Source organism: Arthrobacter sp. efr-133-TYG-120 (genome assembly GCF_030209785.1).
Classification (GTDB): domain Bacteria; phylum Actinomycetota; class Actinomycetes; order Actinomycetales; family Micrococcaceae; genus Arthrobacter.
In genome coordinates this window covers 88673-106926 of the sequence record NZ_JARVRI010000003.1, presented here as the reverse complement: position 1 = coordinate 106926, position 18254 = coordinate 88673, and the positions used below count along the sequence as shown (strand labels likewise).

Annotated in this window: 11 protein-coding genes; 6 read left to right on the top strand and 5 right to left on the bottom strand. The window is 61.0% G+C overall.

Going from position 1 to position 18254, the window contains the following annotated elements:
• The first annotated feature begins 6 nt into the window (after positions 1–6).
• The 3 genes from rsmG (at position 7) to QRN51_RS02985 (ending at position 3063) form a co-directional block, all read left to right on the top strand.
• On the top strand, positions 7–657 hold the full coding sequence (gene rsmG / locus QRN51_RS02995; RefSeq protein ID WP_059388861.1) for a 16S rRNA (guanine(527)-N(7))-methyltransferase RsmG: 651 nt from the start codon (positions 7–9) through the stop codon (positions 655–657).
• Positions 658–743: 86 nt separating this feature from the next.
• Complete coding sequence (locus QRN51_RS02990) at positions 744–1799, top strand: ParA family protein (protein ID WP_253257323.1); 1056 nt, start codon at positions 744–746, stop codon at positions 1797–1799.
• A gap of 67 nt (positions 1800–1866) precedes the next feature.
• Positions 1867–3063 (top strand): ParB/RepB/Spo0J family partition protein, encoded by a 1197-nt coding sequence (locus QRN51_RS02985; protein ID WP_284988556.1) that lies wholly within the window; start codon positions 1867–1869, stop codon positions 3061–3063.
• 6096 nt (positions 3064–9159) lie between these two features.
• Here QRN51_RS02985 and trxA read toward each other — a convergent pair.
• The 5 genes from trxA to QRN51_RS02960 all read right to left on the bottom strand — a co-directional run bounded on the left by trxA (position 9160) and on the right by QRN51_RS02960 (position 15162).
• Positions 9160–9486 carry a thioredoxin gene (trxA, locus tag QRN51_RS02980; RefSeq protein WP_059388860.1) on the bottom strand — a complete coding sequence of 109 codons (327 nt, stop codon included), beginning with the start codon at positions 9484–9486 and terminating at the stop codon, positions 9160–9162.
• 36 nt (positions 9487–9522) lie between these two features.
• Complete coding sequence (gene trxB, locus QRN51_RS02975) at positions 9523–10479, bottom strand: thioredoxin-disulfide reductase (RefSeq protein ID WP_284988555.1); 957 nt, start codon at positions 10477–10479, stop codon at positions 9523–9525.
• A 268-nt stretch (positions 10480–10747) separates the two neighbouring features.
• Entirely contained in the window at positions 10748–12394 is a 1647-nt protein-coding gene (locus tag QRN51_RS02970) for an ABC transporter substrate-binding protein (RefSeq protein WP_284988554.1), read from the bottom strand.
• 143 nt (positions 12395–12537) lie between these two features.
• Positions 12538–14601: a murein biosynthesis integral membrane protein MurJ gene (gene murJ / locus QRN51_RS02965; RefSeq protein ID WP_284988553.1), complete on the bottom strand. Its 2064-nt coding sequence runs from the start codon at positions 14599–14601 to the stop codon at positions 12538–12540.
• A gap of 60 nt (positions 14602–14661) precedes the next feature.
• Complete coding sequence (locus QRN51_RS02960; RefSeq protein ID WP_059388857.1) at positions 14662–15162, bottom strand: NUDIX hydrolase; 501 nt, start codon at positions 15160–15162, stop codon at positions 14662–14664.
• Between the two features lie 216 nt (positions 15163–15378).
• Between QRN51_RS02960 and QRN51_RS02955 the strand changes: the two genes are divergently transcribed.
• The 3 genes from QRN51_RS02955 to QRN51_RS02945 all read left to right on the top strand — a co-directional run bounded on the left by QRN51_RS02955 (position 15379) and on the right by QRN51_RS02945 (position 18182).
• The gene (locus QRN51_RS02955; RefSeq protein WP_284988552.1) at positions 15379–16875 is read left to right on the top strand and encodes a CCA tRNA nucleotidyltransferase; all 1497 of its coding nucleotides are present in this window, start codon (positions 15379–15381) and stop codon (positions 16873–16875) included.
• Positions 16876–17460, top strand: coding sequence for a histidine phosphatase family protein (locus tag QRN51_RS02950; RefSeq protein ID WP_059388855.1), 585 nt, complete (start codon positions 16876–16878; stop codon positions 17458–17460). It begins immediately after the preceding gene.
• A gap of 581 nt (positions 17461–18041) precedes the next feature.
• Positions 18042–18182: a hypothetical protein gene (locus QRN51_RS02945; protein ID WP_284988551.1), complete on the top strand. Its 141-nt coding sequence runs from the start codon at positions 18042–18044 to the stop codon at positions 18180–18182.
• Positions 18183–18254: the final 72 nt, after the last annotated feature.

Here is an 18254-nt window from a genome sequence, read left to right as displayed (position 1 = left end):
CGGATCATGGTTGAAATCACGGCAGCCGAACTGCAGGCGGCAGAGAAGATTTTCGGTGACCGGCTTGGCCTCGCCCAGCGGTACGTAGAACATTTGGCCACATCGGGAACCGAGCGCGGGCTGATTGGCCCGCGCGAGGTTCCCCGCCTATGGAGCCGGCACGTTCTCAATTGCGCCGTCATCGAGTCCGCGATTGCCCACGGAAGCCATGTTGCGGACGTCGGTTCCGGTGCGGGGCTTCCCGGCTTGTGCTTGGCGATTGCACGTCCCGATCTTGAACTCACGCTGATCGAGCCGCTGGAGCGGCGCGTCATTTGGCTTCAGGAAGTGGTGGACGACCTCGGGCTGGGCAACGTCACGGTCATGCGCACCCGCGCCGAGCTCGCAGTGGGCATGGTAGACGCGGACGTTGTCACGGCGAGGGCTGTCTCTGCCCTGTCCAAGCTTGCCGGCTTGACCATTCCTTTGCTTAACGGCAAGGGTGAAGTGGTTGCGATCAAGGGCCGCAGTGCTGCCGAGGAGATTGAGCAAGCAGCAAAAGTGATCCGCAGGCTCGGCGGCGTGGAAACGTCCGTTGTGGTTTGTGGGCAGGAGCTCCTGGAAGAACCCACCACAGTGGTGAGGATCGTCGTTAACAAACAGCGGAAGATCGCTTAGCTTCGGCGCTGTGTCCCGCGTGTCCGCAACTGAGCGGTTAAGCTAGAGAACGGCAGCTAGAGCCGAATGAGAGTGAGAGTGTCACAGTGGGCAGTAGCGAAACCTCCACCCAGCGGATCCCGCCATTTATTTCCTTGGGGTCGGCTCGGGCCATGGCTGCACCCTCGGCGTCTTTTGAATCTGCGCTGATGCGTACGAATTCGGTTGCGAACGCCGCTGTTTCACGTGAAACGCTGATCGTCGGACACGACAACGTCATGGACTCCATCGACGACTCCAGCCCTATCGCGCGGCAGCTCGCCAACGAGACCCGACGGCGCGAGCGCCTGGTGGGACGCGAGCTTCCCAAGCCGGAGAAGACCCGTATTTTCACCGTCTCCAATCAAAAAGGCGGCGTCGGAAAGACCACGACGACGGTCAATATTGCGGCTGCCCTCGCTTCCGCTGGGCTCAACGTCCTGGTGATCGACATCGATCCTCAGGGAAATGCGTCCACCGCGCTGGGTATTGAACACCACGCCGACGTCGACAGCATTTATGATGTGCTGATCAACGACCTTCCGCTGCGTGACGTTGTGGCTCCTTGCCCTGATATTCCGAATCTCATCTGTGCGCCGGCGACCATTCACTTGGCGGGCGCCGAAATCGAACTGGTCTCCCTCGTGGCACGCGAGCAGCGCCTGCGCCGGGCAATCGATGTCTATTCGAAGGAGCGCGCGAAGAACGGTGAAGGTCGCCTGGACTTCATCTTCATCGACTGCCCGCCCAGCCTGGGCCTGCTGACCGTCAACGCCTTCTGCGCGGCCAGCGAGGTACTCATCCCGATCCAGTGTGAGTACTACGCCTTGGAGGGCCTGAGCCAGCTCCTCAAGAACATCGAAATGATCCAGAAGCACCTCAATGCTGATCTGGTCGTTTCCACCATTCTCCTCACCATGTACGACGGCCGCACCAATCTGGCCGCGCAGGTGGCTTCCGAAGTCCGTCAACATTTCCCGAACCAGGTTCTTGGCGCAGTAGTTCCCCGCTCCGTGCGTATCTCGGAGGCTCCGAGCTACCAACAGACGGTAATGACCTACGATCCGTCTTCCAGCGGCGCGTTGTCCTACATGGAAGCCGCCGCGGAAATCGCCGAGCGCTAGACTTCCTTAATCACTGCAATATCCTTGGCGGGCTCTATTCTTGCCATTCCACCGGAGGGACATACTAATGAGCGAAAAGCGACGAGGCCTGGGTAGGGGTCTTGGGGCTCTCATTCCCAGCTCCGCTTCGGCCGGTGCATCGGGCAATGGCGTTCCGGCGTCCCGCCCCGTAGACCTCTTCTTCCCTGAGGCGCGCAAAGCCCCGGAGGCGGTGGATACGCCTGAGGTGCCTGAAACCGAAGTAGCGAAGAGTTCGCCTTCGCGAGGCTCTTCGCCCAAGAGTACGACGGCGGCAAAGACGCCTGCTGCGAAGTCGCCATCCGCGAAGGTCACCACTGGTGAAGACCCGTCCGCGTCCGAACCGTCCGAGGCTCCTGCCGCTGCTGCTGGGAAAGCAGTTTCTGAATTCGCTCCGACAGAAGCGTCCGAGGTCCAGCTGGTCGAGGTTCCCGGCGCGCGCTTTGCCGAAATCCCGGTCGGGGACATTCATCCCAACCGCAAGCAGCCCCGCAGCGTCTTCGATGAGGACGACATGGCGGAGCTGGTTCACTCCGTCAAGGAAATAGGCGTTCTCCAGCCAATTGTTGTACGTACTTCAACCGAAAAGGGTGGAGAACCGTATGAGTTGGTGATGGGTGAGCGTCGATGGAGGGCTGTACAGGCTGCCGGGCTCGAAACTATCCCGGCGATTGTCCGCGATACCAACGATGACGATCTCCTCCGTGATGCTTTGCTGGAGAACCTCCACCGGAGCCAACTGAACCCCTTGGAAGAAGCAGCTGCTTACCAGCAGCTCCTGGAAGACTTCGGCACCACACACGAGCAGCTGGCTGATCGAATCGGACGTTCGCGTCCCCAGGTGTCCAACACGCTCCGTCTCCTCAAGCTTCCTCCCTTGGTGCAACGGCGCGTTGCAGCCAGCGTGCTCTCGGCCGGCCACGCTCGTGCGCTGCTCGCTCTCCCGGACGCAGCCGCGATGGAGCGTCTCGCGCAGAAGATTGTCTCCGAGGGTATGTCGGTACGGGCTACCGAGGAAGCAGTGGCGTTGTACCAGGATCCTACGGTGCCGCCCAAGAACAGCATCCCTCGCCCCAATGCACGCCATGAGCGTCTCGACTACCTTGCTTCCTCTCTTTCGGATCGACTCGACACTAACGTCAAGATCACCTTGGGTGCGCGTAAGGGGCGGGTCAGTATTGAGTTCGCGAGCGTTGAAGATCTGAACCGCATCATGGATGTATTGTCGCCCGGGGACGAAGGCTAGTCGCTGGATCTCTACGGAATTGGGGTTTGCTTCTAAAGAGGCAAGCCCCCTTTTTCGTTTAACGGTCGATCGAGGCGGGAATCGACATTCGGAGGATATCCGGCCACGTTTGTCGTCCTGACTGGCGACGATTCGCTCCCCGGATGCCCTCGATGTGCATCCGGGGGCTGTGGATGGCTTTTGCAGCAAACTGGGATCCGTTTGCCTTTCTGCAAACGGGGTCAGGTGACGGCCGCCCTTGGCTGGAATGGAGCAGGCCGCCACCCGCGCTTCTCAACGATGCTTCGCTGTAAGACTTTCCGCTGCGTCTTATCCCTCGTACGTGGCGCGCCTTCGCGCACGCGGGGTCGGCGGCAAGCGATCTTCCCGTTTGGAACGATCGGGGCTGCTGCGGATCTAGTCGGGTGTTTCACGCGAAACGAACAGACTTTAGTGCACAGGAGGGCAAGAGTCCGCTTATCGTTGACCGGATGAGCTGCAGTTCGAGTCTCTAGTAGGCGATTGAATACTTGGGTGCCTTCTTCCCTGCATCCCTTTCGCACTGATTGAGAGTTCGCCTCCGCTCCTGGCGTGTTCGAGATATGCTCCTTCATGCCTAGCCGCCAGGTTCCCTATGGGCCCATACCCCGGCGTTTCACGTGAAACAACACAGCTTGCCGGCCGTCAAATTGACCGTCACCCGGATCTCCCTCGGCTAGAGCGCAGGGGCTTCGCCAACACTTCGCTGCGGACTCAGGTATCTGCTGTCCTGGATCGATTTGTTCTCTGGCGTTCGGTTCAGCTTCGTCCCCTTCTCTCGTGTTGTACCCGCGCGAGGCGGACTTGTGGACAAGAGCTGAACAACGTCCAGCTGCCATGTCGTGCGCGCAGAGATCGCGACCATGCCGATCAACGGCACCCGGTATTTAGGGATGGTTCAGAATGCGGGAGCAGCCAGTTAGGGACTCCTTCCCCGCACAGCAGTGGCCACTGTTTCACGTGGAACAGGAAGAGCACCAGACGGGGCCTCGCATAGCTGGCGTTCGGCTAGTCCCCGTGAGCTCGGTTGGTTAGGACACTAGTCTGTCAGTGGGCCTGTAGTCAGTGCTTCTGTAGTGGATAGCGACTTGCTCTGTTTCACGTGAAACGAAGCGGCGCAGTCTGGGCTGTGGGGTTCAGGGCCAGACACCCAAGGTAATTGGTAGTTGACTCGCAGAACGACGTGAATCCTCAAGACGCGGCTTCGTAGCGTGTCTCAGCGGCTGGTGGTTTTCCGCTTTGGTTCTTTCAATTCACCGTCTATAAGGGGATGCTTCGGCATTTTGGCGCCGCCATCTGGCCTGTAAAGGAGCTGGCGCCCTGGCCTAAAGCCGCTGAGTGAAACCCCCAGATGGTGGCGCTGGCCCGATGATGCCTTCGCATCCGCCATTCTCGAGCGCCGAACTGACTCCTCTCGGCGCTTGCCTCCCCTTGTGGTGGACTACGATCACACTCAGCGCCAGGCCAGTTGGCTGCGCGCGGAAGGCAAAGGAGTAGTTCTGTTAGGCGCTTGATGCCGGCAATCGCGCGTCCGTTTATCTTCCTCCTCCAATTCCCCTCCAGCGTGAGGTGGGCTTCAATAGCGCTCTGATCGCGTCAGGTGCAGGCGGGTGCGCGGCTCACTGTGGCGGTCGGGCACCAATAGGTGCAATGCAGGAAGGTGCCCAGCGAGTCTTGAACGCCGAAGGATCAGGGGCCGGTCACGGTGTGTGGGAAGGTCGCGGCGGAGTTACCTCCGACAGCGCAGCGTCACGTGAGGGGTTGTCGTTCTCTTGCCGGAGGTGTCTGTCGCAAGCGTCGACGACCGATGACGGCAAGCGTGCGGTGCGGATCGAGCCCATGCTGAACCCTCGTGAACTCCGATACATGCGACGCGCGGTCGAGGTCGGCGCTCGGATACCGCTTCCCTGTTTGGATAGAAGGTGAGATCGATACAAGCAAAGTGCCCTCTGGGTATACTGCATCTCGCTCCGGAACAATAGGCCGGTCCGGTCTGGGTAGACATCAACGTTGTTCCATGCCCGATGCAGGTAAGCAGGCAAGACTGCTCACAAACGTCCCGGCCCGTGGGATGGAAGTCGTCCAATTTGTGCCGCCGGCTCGGGCCGTGACTCAAGGACCGGTAGGGTCAGCGGATCCAGACGTAGCCTCACCGCATTCCCTCTGTACGCCTGAACTCGCCGGCTTCGTGTGTAGGAGTGTTCTCGTTGGAGCTGAGACCAGCTTCCACGCCGGGAGTCGGACGGGTGATTCGTGGCCTTGTACTAGTCGCGTGATCGCCGGGAAGGAGTTGAAGGAGCGTTTGCTCCCCCAAGGCTCGTAACCAGAGTGTGCCCTCGTGCCTTGAATGTGGTCTTACTGGCTCCGGGCCCAACTCTTGCGTCGCTGCGCTTTCGCTGTGACCGTTCTTTCGTTGGCTCACGCGTTCGCGTTGTGTGAGTGACGCGAGGCAAGGTGGATGGCCGGCAACCCGTGCGGATGAACAAGTATGTTGTTGAAAGCCCTGGAAGCGGTGGCGCGTGTGAACCTGGACCCGACAAGGCATCCTCGTGCCCGCGCGAATCAGGTGGGTGTGGCTCTGAGCACTGGTTGGTGATGCGCAGTGTTTGTGTCCGCTGCTTCACCTGACCATCCGAATTCTGGGGTAGTACGCGGACCGGTCTCTCAGCGCGTCATCGTAGGAACACTGAGTCTGCCCCGGCCACTTCATTCGGAAGATCGGCTGGAGATATTGACGGTCCTAAGGGCTGACGATGACGCAAGATGGAGGCGTCGTGTGGAGCTGGCTCCGTGTACGAAAGTGAAAATTTGCTCCGCCCGCAGGATGTGTACACGTCCTGCACCACGAGAAGCCGCTGTTGAAAAGTCTGAGGGCAGCGGTGGATATCTCTGTGGATAACTTTGTTGATAAGTCTGCCAGGTTGAAGTGTAGACAGCGAGCAGCGTCTGGGTCTGTATCTGGCTAGCGGTCATAGTCCTTTCAAGCTCGTGTTCTTCGATGGCTCTGTTTCACGTGAAACAGAGCCATGGTCTTGAAGCTGGCCATTTTCACCCGAATTGGGCCTGATTTTGGGCGGTTGATCGCTCTTTGCGAGCATTTCAGGCCCGCGCTCTATCTGATTTGACGTGCGGAGCTGGATGTCGCCTTGATTCGCACTGATCGCGCCCAATACCCGGGTAGGAGGAGTTGTTCGAACCGACCCATTCATGCGGTGGATATCACTGTGGATAACTTTGTGCATAACTTCTGACTGAACGGTGGATATCCGGCGCAGCCTCGATGCAGCCGCTGTGGAACGCTCTCCAATGTTGGGGACTAGTATCGCCACTTTGATCGCCGATCGACGGGACCCCACGGGCTCCCAAGCCTAACGTGACCGGCGTTTTGAGCGGCCGGACGTAGTCATGTTTCACGTGAAACGACGTCAGCCGACGTAGAAATTCTCGACCCTCAAGGCGGTACCGAAACGTCTCGGATGCAGGTCTGGGAGTACATCAACATGGGTCTTGGACGGAAGCCTGGTTCGCCGAATCAGTTTCCGTCCACGGGACCAGCGAGTAGTCGCGCCAGCCTTCGAGATATATCGAGGTCACGGTCGCTTGTCCTGGGTCCAACTTGAGTCCGACTTTCACGGTAGAAAGCTCGGTGGACGATCGCCATGTACGCGCGACGAGCAAATCCTCAGCTATGGGATCTGTGGTCCGATCTTCAGCCTGTACAACCGGGCGCACCTTTCGCTCCAGGATGTGCACTGGTCATTCAATACACGCTAGACGTTTCGCACCCTGAAAGTACCGAATGCCCTTCATCGCCCCCACGTTCCGCGCTCCGTGCGGTCGAATCGGCGCGTTCCCACTCCTGTCTGTGCCGGGTGGTTAAGCTCATGGAAGCGGTGTCAGGGCGGTATGTCCTGTCCCTATGCGGTGTCCGCGGTTGCTGCGTGTCTGGATGATCACCCCCACGAGCCAGCAGTTGGTGTCTGAGTGCCTCCGCGCCGTGAGGCTGCCAGGTCGGAAGGAGGGGCAAATTCAGCCGAAGTCCAGGCAATAGTTCGCCCAGCGGAGGTGCGTCGTCGGTTCTGGGCTTGGGGTTTATGAACAAGCACCACTGTTCCCGGATCGATGCAGAGTTGCCTACGGCGCGGTACTGAGTTGTCTCGGACGACTGTCCTACGTTGGAATTGCGCGTGGAAACTGCCGGCCGAGCTTAGTGAGCGGGGGCGTGGCTTCAGCCATTCCGGACCCCATGCCAATTGGAAACACGATCTGTCTATCGTGCCTGGCCTTCGAGAGGCAGACCGCCACGCTCGGGCATGGTTCGGTCGCCTGGTCACGATTCAACCCCCCGAATGACGTGCCGGGGGCAAATGGACGTCTGTTAGGGCGTGCTGTTTTCCCGGCCGCCGCCCCCGCAGGAGGTGGATGCAATGCTGTTGTTCTTGCCCTGTGCGAATGATGGCTGCTGGAGAAGATCCGGGCGGCTGGCCTGAAGGCGTAAGCTTCAATGTCGCCCTTGTGGGTTCACCATGCAAGCTGCCCTCGAAGGCAGGCGCGCGGCCGGCGACAGGGCCGCGCGCGAATCTGAACCACTCTCACGCGCCAAGAAGCCAACGTCACGCTGCAAGATGCCAAACATCAGTCCTGGCGCCACTGAGAGGGATGTCTCTGCACAATGCCTTCCCGCACGCCTCACGGTGCCAATGGGCAATTCCGGGCCCAGTATCCAGCCCAAGTGCACCGGTGGATCATCTTCGCTCAGTCCCTTGTCAGCAGCCTTCTTTTAAGTCTCCGATCGGAAAGCTACTGCGGACGCTGCACAGGAAGGGACTGAGTCCTTGGGCGCGCAAGCCCGCATATATGCAGACAGACACCCTAAATTGAATGATCGAAGGTTGTATAAAACCGGTTCCCGCAGGAACTAGGCGCCTCGATGCATCATCGCGTCACCGAGGGCGCCGTCTGGATACGCCGGGCAGTGCGTGCGACGAACCCAAGACCCAGGCTAATTGCCTTGGCATCCGCAAGATGAAGCGGAGACTACCAAGGACCAGTCATCCCGCGATTGGGAACTGAAGCTTCCCTCGGCCATGCGTGAGTCGCCGTGTTGACGCATGTCGCGGCGGGACCTTACGCGCGAATCGTCCGTCAGCCCGCACCCAGTCAGCCCGAATGATGTGCGGGATGCTCTCCGGACAGATCGCCGTTTCACGTGAAACATGAAGCACGGAAGGGCGCGCTGGCGATACGCATATGTACCGGTGTCGAATGGCCCGGAGCGTGCACGTGCACTCACCAAGTGGTGATTCCAAGTGGCGAGCAGGAAGCGGCGTTCAGTGGTTCCGAGAAAACGGGAACCTAGCCCAACTTGAGTGCGGCAGCGCTGGAGCCCGCCAGCCCCGAACGTGCCCGCAGCTCTCGAATCGATCAGCTATTACGTTTCACGTGAAACCGCGTCAGTTTCTACTTTCATGCATTTCTGGCCACTCGGAATTGGAAACCGACGTGCAGTTCGAGGACAAGAGTCCGTAGCTACGTTTCACGTGAAACGGTGCGTGTACCGAGTGCAAAAAGTACCTGTCTGGAATTGGTTCAATTTGGGAGCTTTCCTAGATCGTATGAGTGGACAACGCGGTTTCACGTGAAACAGTGGAATAGAGGACTTCGTCGTTGACCGATCCCGCGGGCCACGCAGGCGTGTGGACCCCTCGGCATCGGTCCTGCCTTAGGAGACTCGACAGTAGTCCCCCTGTCCCCTTTGCTCTTGGCCTGGGCCGTACTTTCCAGGCAATTGCCCCACCACTGCCCGGTTCCAGCTCAGCAACGGAACTCACGACTATCTATGCCGTCTCCCAAAAGAACTGCCTGTTTTGAAATTGAAATAGGTCGCAAATGGCGGAGCCAAACTTAAGACAGCCGGCGCGCGTACCAGTGACCACCAATACCCCAGCAATCACCACCGGCGGCGAGGCTTTGGACCCAGGACCGTGTGCCAGAAGGCACGAAAAAGCCGGTGGCCTTCGCTCAAGAGCGAAAACCACCGGCCGAATCAGAGGCGCCCGCTAAGGGACGCCAGACGTCCTAGGACAGGACGGATTCAAATTCCTTTTCGAAGAACTGCTTCGGCTTGGCGCCGATCACCGTGCTCTTCACTTCTCCCCCACTGAAGAGGTAAACCGCCGGAATAGACGTGATGCCGTATTCAGCGGCGATGGCTGGGTTGTCGTCGACATTCAGTTTGACGACATCGACCTTGTCTCCGTACTGGACAGAGATCTCGTCGAGGATGGGACCCAGCTTGCGGCACGGGCCGCACCACTCTGCCCAGAAGTCCACAATGACCGGCTTTTCAGCGGCCAGGACGTCGGTGCTGAAACTGGCGTCGGTAACGTTTTTAGCGTTGCTCATAATTCTTTCCCTTCGAATGGATGGCTGCTGTGCCGATTAGGCGTGCAGGTCTGCAAGATAGTGCTCGACGTCCAGGGCCGCGACACAACCGGAACCAGCGGCTGTGATGGCCTGCCGGTAAGTGGGGTCCACTACGTCGCCGGCGGCGAAGACGCCCTTGATGCTGGTCTTGGAGCTGCGGCCGTCGACGGCGATGGTGCCTTCAGGAGCGAGCTCCAGCTTTCCCTTGACGAGCTCCGTGCGGGGATCGTTGCCGATGGCCACGAAAACGCCTGTGACGGCGAGTTCGGACTCGGTGCCGTCGACGAGGTTCCTCAGCTTCAAGCCGGTCACCTTGTCCCCACCGATGACGTCCTCGACGGCGGTGTTCCACACGAAGTTGATCTTCTCGTGGGCCTGGGCGCGGTCACCCATGATCTTGGAAGCCTTGAGGGTGTCGCGGCGGTGCACCACCGTGACGGACTTGGCGAACTTGGTGAGGAAGAGCGCTTCCTCCATGGCAGAGTCGCCACCGCCGATCACTGCGATGTCCTGGTCCTTGAAGAAGAAACCGTCACAGGTTGCACACCAGCTCACGCCGTGCCCGGAAAGACGCTTTTCATTCTCGAGGCCGAGCTCACGGTATGCGGAACCCGTGGAGAGGATGATGGCACGTGCCTTGAAGGTCTTCCCCGTGGCGATGGTCACGGACTTGATGTCGCCGTCGAGGTCCAGTTCGGTGACGTCCTCGAACTGGATTTCAGTCCCAAAGCGTGCCGCCTGCTTTTCGAAGCTCTCCATGAGATCAGGTCCCATGACGCCCTCGGGGAAACCGGGGTAGTTCTCGACGTCTGTTGTGTTCATCAGTTCGCCACCTGCAGTCACGGAACCGGCGATGAGCAGCGGGTTCATGTTGGCGCGTGCCGTGTAGACGGCCGCCGTGTAACCGGCAGGCCCTGAGCCTACGATGATGACATCACGTACGTTGGACGCGGTGTTTTCTGCGTTGCTCACTGGTGGGTGAACCTCTTCCTTAGTCGATGCACCGGATCCTTGCGGCCGGCCACATGGCACAACCCTATGTCGGCGCGGAATATTCCGATGTTCCCGGGGACCCTAATATCCGCCACCATTCAGGGTACCTTCCGGGAGCACAAGGCATCGAAGGAGCAAGGCTCCGTTACCGGAGTTGACGGCCGCCCGGGACGCACGCGCCCCAAGCTCCCATCGGAAGCAAACGCCAGAGCGGTGACAAGCGGCCGAAGGGTCCTCCCGCCGTCGGCTACTGGACCTTGATCTCCGCAAGGCGCAGGCCGAAACCGTAGCGCGTCTTCGGCGCGGTCAGCTTGGGCAGGGACTTAATGGAGATGATGACGTATTGGGCCGTTACAGGGGAACTGAGCGGCATGGTGAGCTCCGGTGAGGTGAAGCTGTTGGTGCCAACCAATTTGGCGCCGTCCATAGCCGGACGGTCATTGGTGTAAACGTTGATGTTTCCACCGGAAGCACCCAATTGGCTCAACGTGACGGATGTCACTTGCGAGGGTGCCTTGAGCTTGACGAGCAGCGAAACTCCATCAGGAGCGAGTCCACCCCAGTCGGCAGTCGCGAACTCCATGTCCGACCAGTAACTCGCGGCATTGCCGTCGTAAGCCTTGACCAGGTCTTTGTCGTAGGTCGCAGCGAACTCGAAATCGCCCATGCGAGTGACTCCATCAATGGCCGGAGGCGCTGCGACCGGAGGTGCTGATGCGCTGCTGCTCGGCTGGCCGGTCACCGTTTGGGACGCTGTGGAGGATTGCTTGGCAGCAGGCGACCCGCCGGGGATCAGGTTGCCGAGGTTGGTGACAGCCAGGATCAAACCCACGATCAAGACGGCGGCAAGGACCCCGCCCACGAGCCAACGGAAGGAACGGGGCTCGCGTACTGGTTCCTCGTCGTAGTATTCGTCCTCGTCGAGCGGCTCTGCCTGCTCACGCGCAGTCGACGGGAAGCTCGATGCTCCTCGGCTGTATCCGCCGGTAGCGGCAGCCGCGTCGCGGGAAGCGCCTGCGCCGCGGGAGCGGGCGTCGTCGTTAACGAAGCCGTAGTCGTCTTCGGACCAGAGGGAGACCTTGGATTCCTGGGCGGGGTTCGCGGAGGTAGGCGCGGGAGGGGTGGACGCTTGAACAGCCTGCGTGGCAGGGGGCGCCTGGATTTGCTGGGGAGCGGTCCGGTTAGACTCATCGGCCCGGTTCGATGGGGCGGCAGCCGAAGGTGCGGCTTCGCCGTCGTCGCTGTTTGACTTGCCGGTGCCCTTAACGGCGGCCGCGGCCGCAGCGGCAGCCGCCCCTGCTCCGGCTGCCGCAGCGGCGATCCGGGAACCGATGCCTCCCGGGGCCGACGCCGGCCGGCTGGCGGGCATGGGAGGAACCACCGGGCGGCGCGGGTCCGCGGGTGACGCGGCGCCTGGTAGTGGTTCGCCGGCCGGATTCGGCTCGACCTCGTCGTAACTGATGTACTCGGCGTCGTGCTCTTCGTCGTCGTACAGTCCGTCGTAGGTCTCGGGCTCGTGGGACCGGGCCTGGCCGAAGATCTCGCTGCCGAGGGTGTCCGTGAAGAACGGTTCGACGTAAGGCGGGTTGGTAGCCACCACGAGGTCCAGCAGGTCAGGAGCGCTGCTGTGGTTGGTGATGAGGTACGTGGTGCTGTCGCTGACGCCGAGATCGAGGATCTGGACATGCCCGGGCCGTTCGCCAGTGGCTACCTCGCGGGCGCTCTTGGCAACCTGATCGGCGTTTCCGGGGCCCGCCACGAGGATGCTGACGGGTCTGTTGAGGACCTGGTCCACGCCGTCGAGCACCAGATCTTGGTCGTGCGAAGTCAACACGGTGGCTGTGACTTTGTAGCGGCCGCCAAGCACTGATCCGACATCGATCGGGTGGGACACGGGTTCCTCCTATGACTGTCCGGAAGCTGCGGGTCCTGAATACGGGATCCGGCCAGCCGGGTGACCCGTGGTCTGCAACTACCTGTATTAGTTTCTGATCCTAGCTGATTGGGCCGTTCTGGCTCCCGGTTTGCGAGGATGCGTCACCTTTTGCGGCGGGGTCCACCGCGGAAATAGGGGTTGTTTCCCAGCGTCCCCTGATAGGTGCGGCGGCCGGGCAACGGGATGCCTGGGCGGCCTGCGGCCCCCTGCGCGGTGCTGGGGATGTCTTCATCCGGCAGGTATGCCTTCTCGACGTCGGACCAAGCGTCCACCTTATCTTTCCCTTCGGCAGTAGCTCCATCGCGGACGTCATCCCACCCGTCCTTGGAAGGGATGGTCTGCAAGGCGGGTCCGGCGCGGAAGGATGCGGCGTCGAACTCGCCCGAGATGCGCGGAATGAGCCCGGTGTCGTCCGAAACTGTGGCGCGGACCGCCGTCGTGGGCTGCTTTCCGCCCGCGGACGGTGCCTTGGCGACCGGAACTCCCCGGCCGAGCCGGCCGAGCACCGGGCGGAGCAAATCGCGCAGCTCACTGACGTGGAAGACGCGCAGGAGGAACAGATACGCAACGAGCATGACGGGTCCGACGACGACCACCGTCACCAAAGCGGCGAGCCTGCTGCTCCAGGCGAAGCCGTCAGCGTGATAGCTGCCCAGGAGCCATAGGGCCAAGGCGCCGGCGATCGCCGATCCCAGAGCGGCGTAGCCCATGCGAATGTACGAGTTTGCGATCCGGGGGCCGTCCACGTGGCCGAGGAGGCGACGCAGGAACCAGACGCTGATGACCACGGAAAGGATATTGCCGAGCGTATACAGGACGGCGATCGCGAAGATGATCCGGCCCACCGGCAGGAATTGGATGATGAACGCACCCACAACGTTGAGCAGGGCCAGCATGAGCTGGATGTAGAAGGGCGTCCGGGCGTCTTCGTTGGCGTAGAAGACCCGGGACATCATGAAGTTGGCGCTCATGAACGGCGTGCTCAGCGCGAGGATCGTCAGCGTCTGGGCGAGCATGACGCCGTCCTGGGGGTTCCCGCCGGAGAAGAACATGCCCAGCGGTCCGGCGAGGGCGAACAGGGCCAGTGCCCCGAAGACAGTGGCGACGGCCATGGTCCGCAGTCCGTGCGAAAGTGCTTCGCGGAGCTCTGCTTTGTTGCCTGCCTGGGAGGCGTGGGCCATCCGGTTGAACAGCACCGTGGCGAGCGACAACGCGATGATCGAGTGCGGGAGCAAGTACAGCTGGCTGGCGACTTCCAGGACCGCGTTACCGGGGAGGGTGGCGGCAGCAGGGTCCCCTTCGTGTGCCAGGCGGAGCCGCTCGGAGCCGGGAATCGTGGCAATCCTCATGACGTAAAGGAAAGCGAGCTGCCCGACGGCGGCAGTCAGGAGCGTCCAGACGCTCAGTTTTGCTGCCTGGCCCAGTCCCACGCCCCGCCAGCCGAAACGCGGCCGGAGCCCGAGCCTCAGGCGGATCACCGGGACGAGGAGTATGGCGGTCTGCGCGATCACGCCGACGGTCGAGAATCCCGCGATCAGGAAGGTCTGGAAAGGTCCCCAATTGTCCAAAGTGTGGGGGTTGGTGATGTTGGCGCCGAGGATCCAGATGAACATGCCCAGTCCAGCGATGGCCACCACATTGTTCAGGATCGGCGCCCACATGGCGGGCCCGAAGGCGCCGTTGGCGTTGAGGACCTGGGTCAGGAGCGCATACAAACCGTAGAAGAAGATCTGCGGCAGGCAATAGAACGCGAAGGTTACGGCCAGCGATTTCTGCTGGGGTGAATAGCCCTGGGTCGTGAGGTCGATAACCATCGGCGCGGCCAGTGTGACCAGCGCCGTCAGCGCCAAGAGAACCAGCACCGCCAGCGTCAGCAGCCGGCTGATGTAGTCCGCGCCGCGGTCCGGGCCCTTGCTGGCTTTGATGATTTGCGGGACAAGCACGGCGTTGAACACACCGCCCGCCACCAGGAGGAAGATCAGGTTGGGCAGGTTGTTGGCGTTGATGAACGTGTCGTTAACCGTCGATCCCAGGCCCAGCGCGGCGCCAAGCATCCAGGTTTTGGCGAAGCCGAGGAACCGTGAAACGAGCGTCCCTGCGGCCATGACGGCGCTGGAACGGGTTTCTCCGGACTGGGTTGACTGGGTTGTTTTGGCGGCAGACATTGTCATTATCGTCCCATGAGCCGGGCTGCCTGATGCGTCAAGACCATACAAAAGGCCGCGTTAGAGGTGTTCGGGCAGGACTTCCCGGGCAAGATCGGCGATGCGCCGCTCATTGGGAAAGGACAACTTGCGGGCCAATTCCTGGAGCGGAACCCAAGCGGCATCGATCGCCTCTTGGTCGGGATCGTTCTCGATGGTCAGCTCTCCGCCCGTCGCACGCAGGAGGAAATGGTGCACCGTTTTGTGCACGCGGTGCCCGCTTACGGTGAACCAGTAGTCGATGCTGCCGAGCGGAGCGAGGACGTTGCCTTCGATCCCGGTCTCCTCGGCAATCTCGCGCACGGCTGCTTCTTCGTTGTTTTCCTTGCCCTCCGGATGCCCCTTCGGCAAGCACCACTCGAGCCGGCCACCCCTATTAAGGCGGGCGATGATCGCAACCCTCAGTTCGCCGTCGGACGTGTCCACTACGACGCCGCCGGCGGAGACTTCTTCCACGGTCGGAAGGGCGGCCTGTGCCGGGTGCGGAGCGGGCGCGACGTGGGCACCAATTGCCGACGGCAATGGTGCGTTCGTCCTCCTGCCAGGAGCACTCGGGATCGGGTTGGCCATGAAGTCCACTCTAACGACTCTTGCCCGTTGGTGATGACCGGGACATGGACTCACGGTGACGTGCGGATGGCGTTCGGCCGTGATCCCGGTGCAGTCGCCACGCAATCACAGCGCAATGACAAGGATCCGGTGTGATGGTGCGGCGAAATCTGACAAGCTTAAGGAACTATGGCGCAAGTATTGGACAGTTCTTCAGTTAATTTCCAGATGGATCCAGTGGTCCTGGACCTCGGCCAGCGGTTTGTGGACGCTGGCTTCGAACTGTCGCTGGTTGGCGGGCCCGTGCGTGACCTCTTCCTGGGCCGTGTTTCGCCGGACCTGGATTTCACCACCGACGCCACGCCGGACCAGACCCTTTCCATCATCAAGAGGTGGGCCGACAATTTCTGGGAGATCGGCCGCGCTTTTGGAACGATCGGGATGAAGAAGTCCGGCTTCCAGATCGAGATCACCACCTACCGCGCCGAGGCCTACGACGCCGATTCCCGCAAGCCCGCGGTGGCCTTCGGCTCCTCGCTCCTGGACGACCTCCTACGCCGCGACTTCACCATCAACGCCATGGCGCTCCGGCTGCCCTCCTTGGAACTCGTGGATCCATTCGGTGGGGTCCGCGACCTCCACGCCTCGGTGCTTGCTACCCCTGGCTCTCCCGAATCGTCATTCTCCGACGATCCCCTGCGCATGATGCGTGCTGCCCGCTTTGCCGCACAGCTCGGCGTCGCAGTGCACGACGACGTCCGCCTCGCCATGTCCGGCATGGCCGAGCGGATCAAGATCATTTCCGCCGAACGCGTGCGCGAGGAACTCGTCAAGCTCGTCAACGGTGCGCACCCGCGTGCGGGCATCGACCTCCTCGTGGAGACCGGACTGGCCGAATTCGTCCTCCCCGAGGTTTCCGCGCTGCGCCTTGAAGCCGATGAGCATCACCGCCACAAGGATGTCTACCAACACTCCCTGCAGGTCCTGGAGCAAGCCGCGTCGCTCGAGACGGGCCCGGACGGCCCGGTGCCTGGTCCGGACTTTGTGTTGCGCTTCGCCGCGTTGATGCACGACGTCGGCAAGCCGGCGACGCGCCGTTTCGAACCGGGCGGCGCGGTGAGCTTCCGCCACCACGACATGGTGGGCTCCAAGCTGACCGCAAAACGCATGAAGGCCCTGCGCTTCGACAATGACACCATCAAGGCCGTGGCCCGGCTTGTGGAGCTTCACATGCGTTTCTACGGCTACGGAGACGCGGGCTGGACCGATTCCGCGGTCCGCCGTTACGTCGCCGACGCCGGCCCCTTGTTGGAGCGCCTGCACCGACTCACCCGGTCCGACGTCACCACGCGTAACCAGCGCAAGGCGGAGCGGCTCTCTTTTGCCTACGATGACCTTGAGCAACGGATTGAGGTCCTGGCCGAACAGGAATCGCTCAATGCCATCCGGCCTGACTTGGACGGAGCGCAGATCATGGCTTTGCTGGGACTCAAACCCGGGCCCGTGGTTGGCCGCGCCTACAAGTTCCTGCTGGAGGAGCGCATGGAAAACGGTCCGCTGTCCCAGGAGGATGCCGAGTCCAAGCTCCTGGCGTGGTGGGCCGGGCAACCCGAGTCCGCCGTCGAACTTTCATCGGAACCAGCCGTCGATGCCAAAGCAGGCACCGCCGAACCAGAGGAGTCCTAAGTGAACCCTGCAGCCAAGCCTTCCCGGCCACAGCTCTGGATCATGCGTCACGGCGAGACCGAATGGTCCAAGAGTGGCCAATACACCGGTTTGACGGACCTTCCCTTGACGGTGGAAGGCGAACAGCAGGCGGTGGAAGCCCGCAAGATCCTGGAAGGCATCGACTTCGACCTGGTCCTGACGTCGCCGCTGCGCCGAGCCCGGCGTACCGCGGAGTTGGCGGGCTTCCCCGACGCCGTTCATGAACCGCTCGCTGTGGAGTGGAACTACGGCGACTACGAAGGCATCAGCTCGGACCTCATCCGCAAAGACAACCCTGACTACCTCATCTGGTTCGACGGCGTTCCCAACGGCGAGACTCTCGACTCCGTGGCGGCCCGTGCCGACAAGATCATTGCCCGCGTCCTCGAGTCCGGAATGGACAACGTCCTGATTGTGGCCCACGGCCATTTCTCCCGCATCCTCACGGCCCGCTGGCTTGAATTGGATGCCCGGGAAGGACGCCATTTTGTCCTGGGAACAGCCAAAGTTTGTACCTTGGGATGGGACAAGCGGACGCCTGCTATTCTTCGCTGGGGACTGTAGGAAGAATTAATTTCTAAATTCTTTGTAATTGGCTGGTCAACAGTGCGATTCATGGTGTAACTTTATTTTTGATCCCAGAGCGATTCGCCGGGATTGAGGCGTGCACTATCCAGTCAGTCAACTGCGGTAGTGCCAAAGCAGAAAAGGAGGTTGGGAAAATGATTACTTTGACTAGCGGATGGAAGATGACCGTTGCTGGCACCCCGGCCTTTGCTGCTCGACGCCGTTTTGCGGCCTAACTCCCCCTGATGTACTTCCTCCCCTGATTCCTCGGGGCGGTTCACAGTGCAATCAGGCTTCGAGTCGGGCCTGCCATTGAGCGGTATCACGCGATCGACGTGGTGCGCAGTTTCCTCATAGTTCGGAACCAGCTTCTTGTTGGGGACGGCTGCCCCTGGATACCAGGTACCGGAACTCCACGCTTCGGTACTGTTTACGGTCATTCGATAGATCCGCTTAATCCACCCACCATCGCCGGCATTCACATGCCTAATTCCGCCTTTGTTTTCTTCGAATTCAGGGGGGCTTAATTGTCATGCCCGAATTCCGGCAATTCTCTTCACTACGAAAGGAGGTGAACCTTGGCCAAGCGCCTCAAGTACCTGATGGTCTTCAACGGCAAGCCCGTCGTCAAAGACAAGACCCTCTTCAACGGACAACTGCTGGATCAACGCCGCGAAGATGTCTACGTCGTCCTGCACCAAATGGGCATCATCCGCTAAGTGTCCCCCCACCATTGCACTTCAGGAGGGACTGATGGCACACATCGGACCGTTCGCCTCGGAAGCCCACGC

Coding starts and splice junctions, on each gene's coding strand:
- trxA (WP_059388860.1), bottom strand. CDS start 9,486: ATGAGCAACGCTAAAAACGTTACCGACGCCAGTTTCAGCACCGACGTC.
- QRN51_RS02955 (WP_284988552.1), top strand. CDS start 15,379: ATGGCGCAAGTATTGGACAGTTCTTCAGTTAATTTCCAGATGGATCCA.
- murJ (WP_284988553.1), bottom strand. CDS start 14,601: ATGTCTGCCGCCAAAACAACCCAGTCAACCCAGTCCGGAGAAACCCGT.
- QRN51_RS02985 (WP_284988556.1), top strand. CDS start 1,867: ATGAGCGAAAAGCGACGAGGCCTGGGTAGGGGTCTTGGGGCTCTCATT.
- rsmG (WP_059388861.1), top strand. CDS start 7: ATGGTTGAAATCACGGCAGCCGAACTGCAGGCGGCAGAGAAGATTTTC.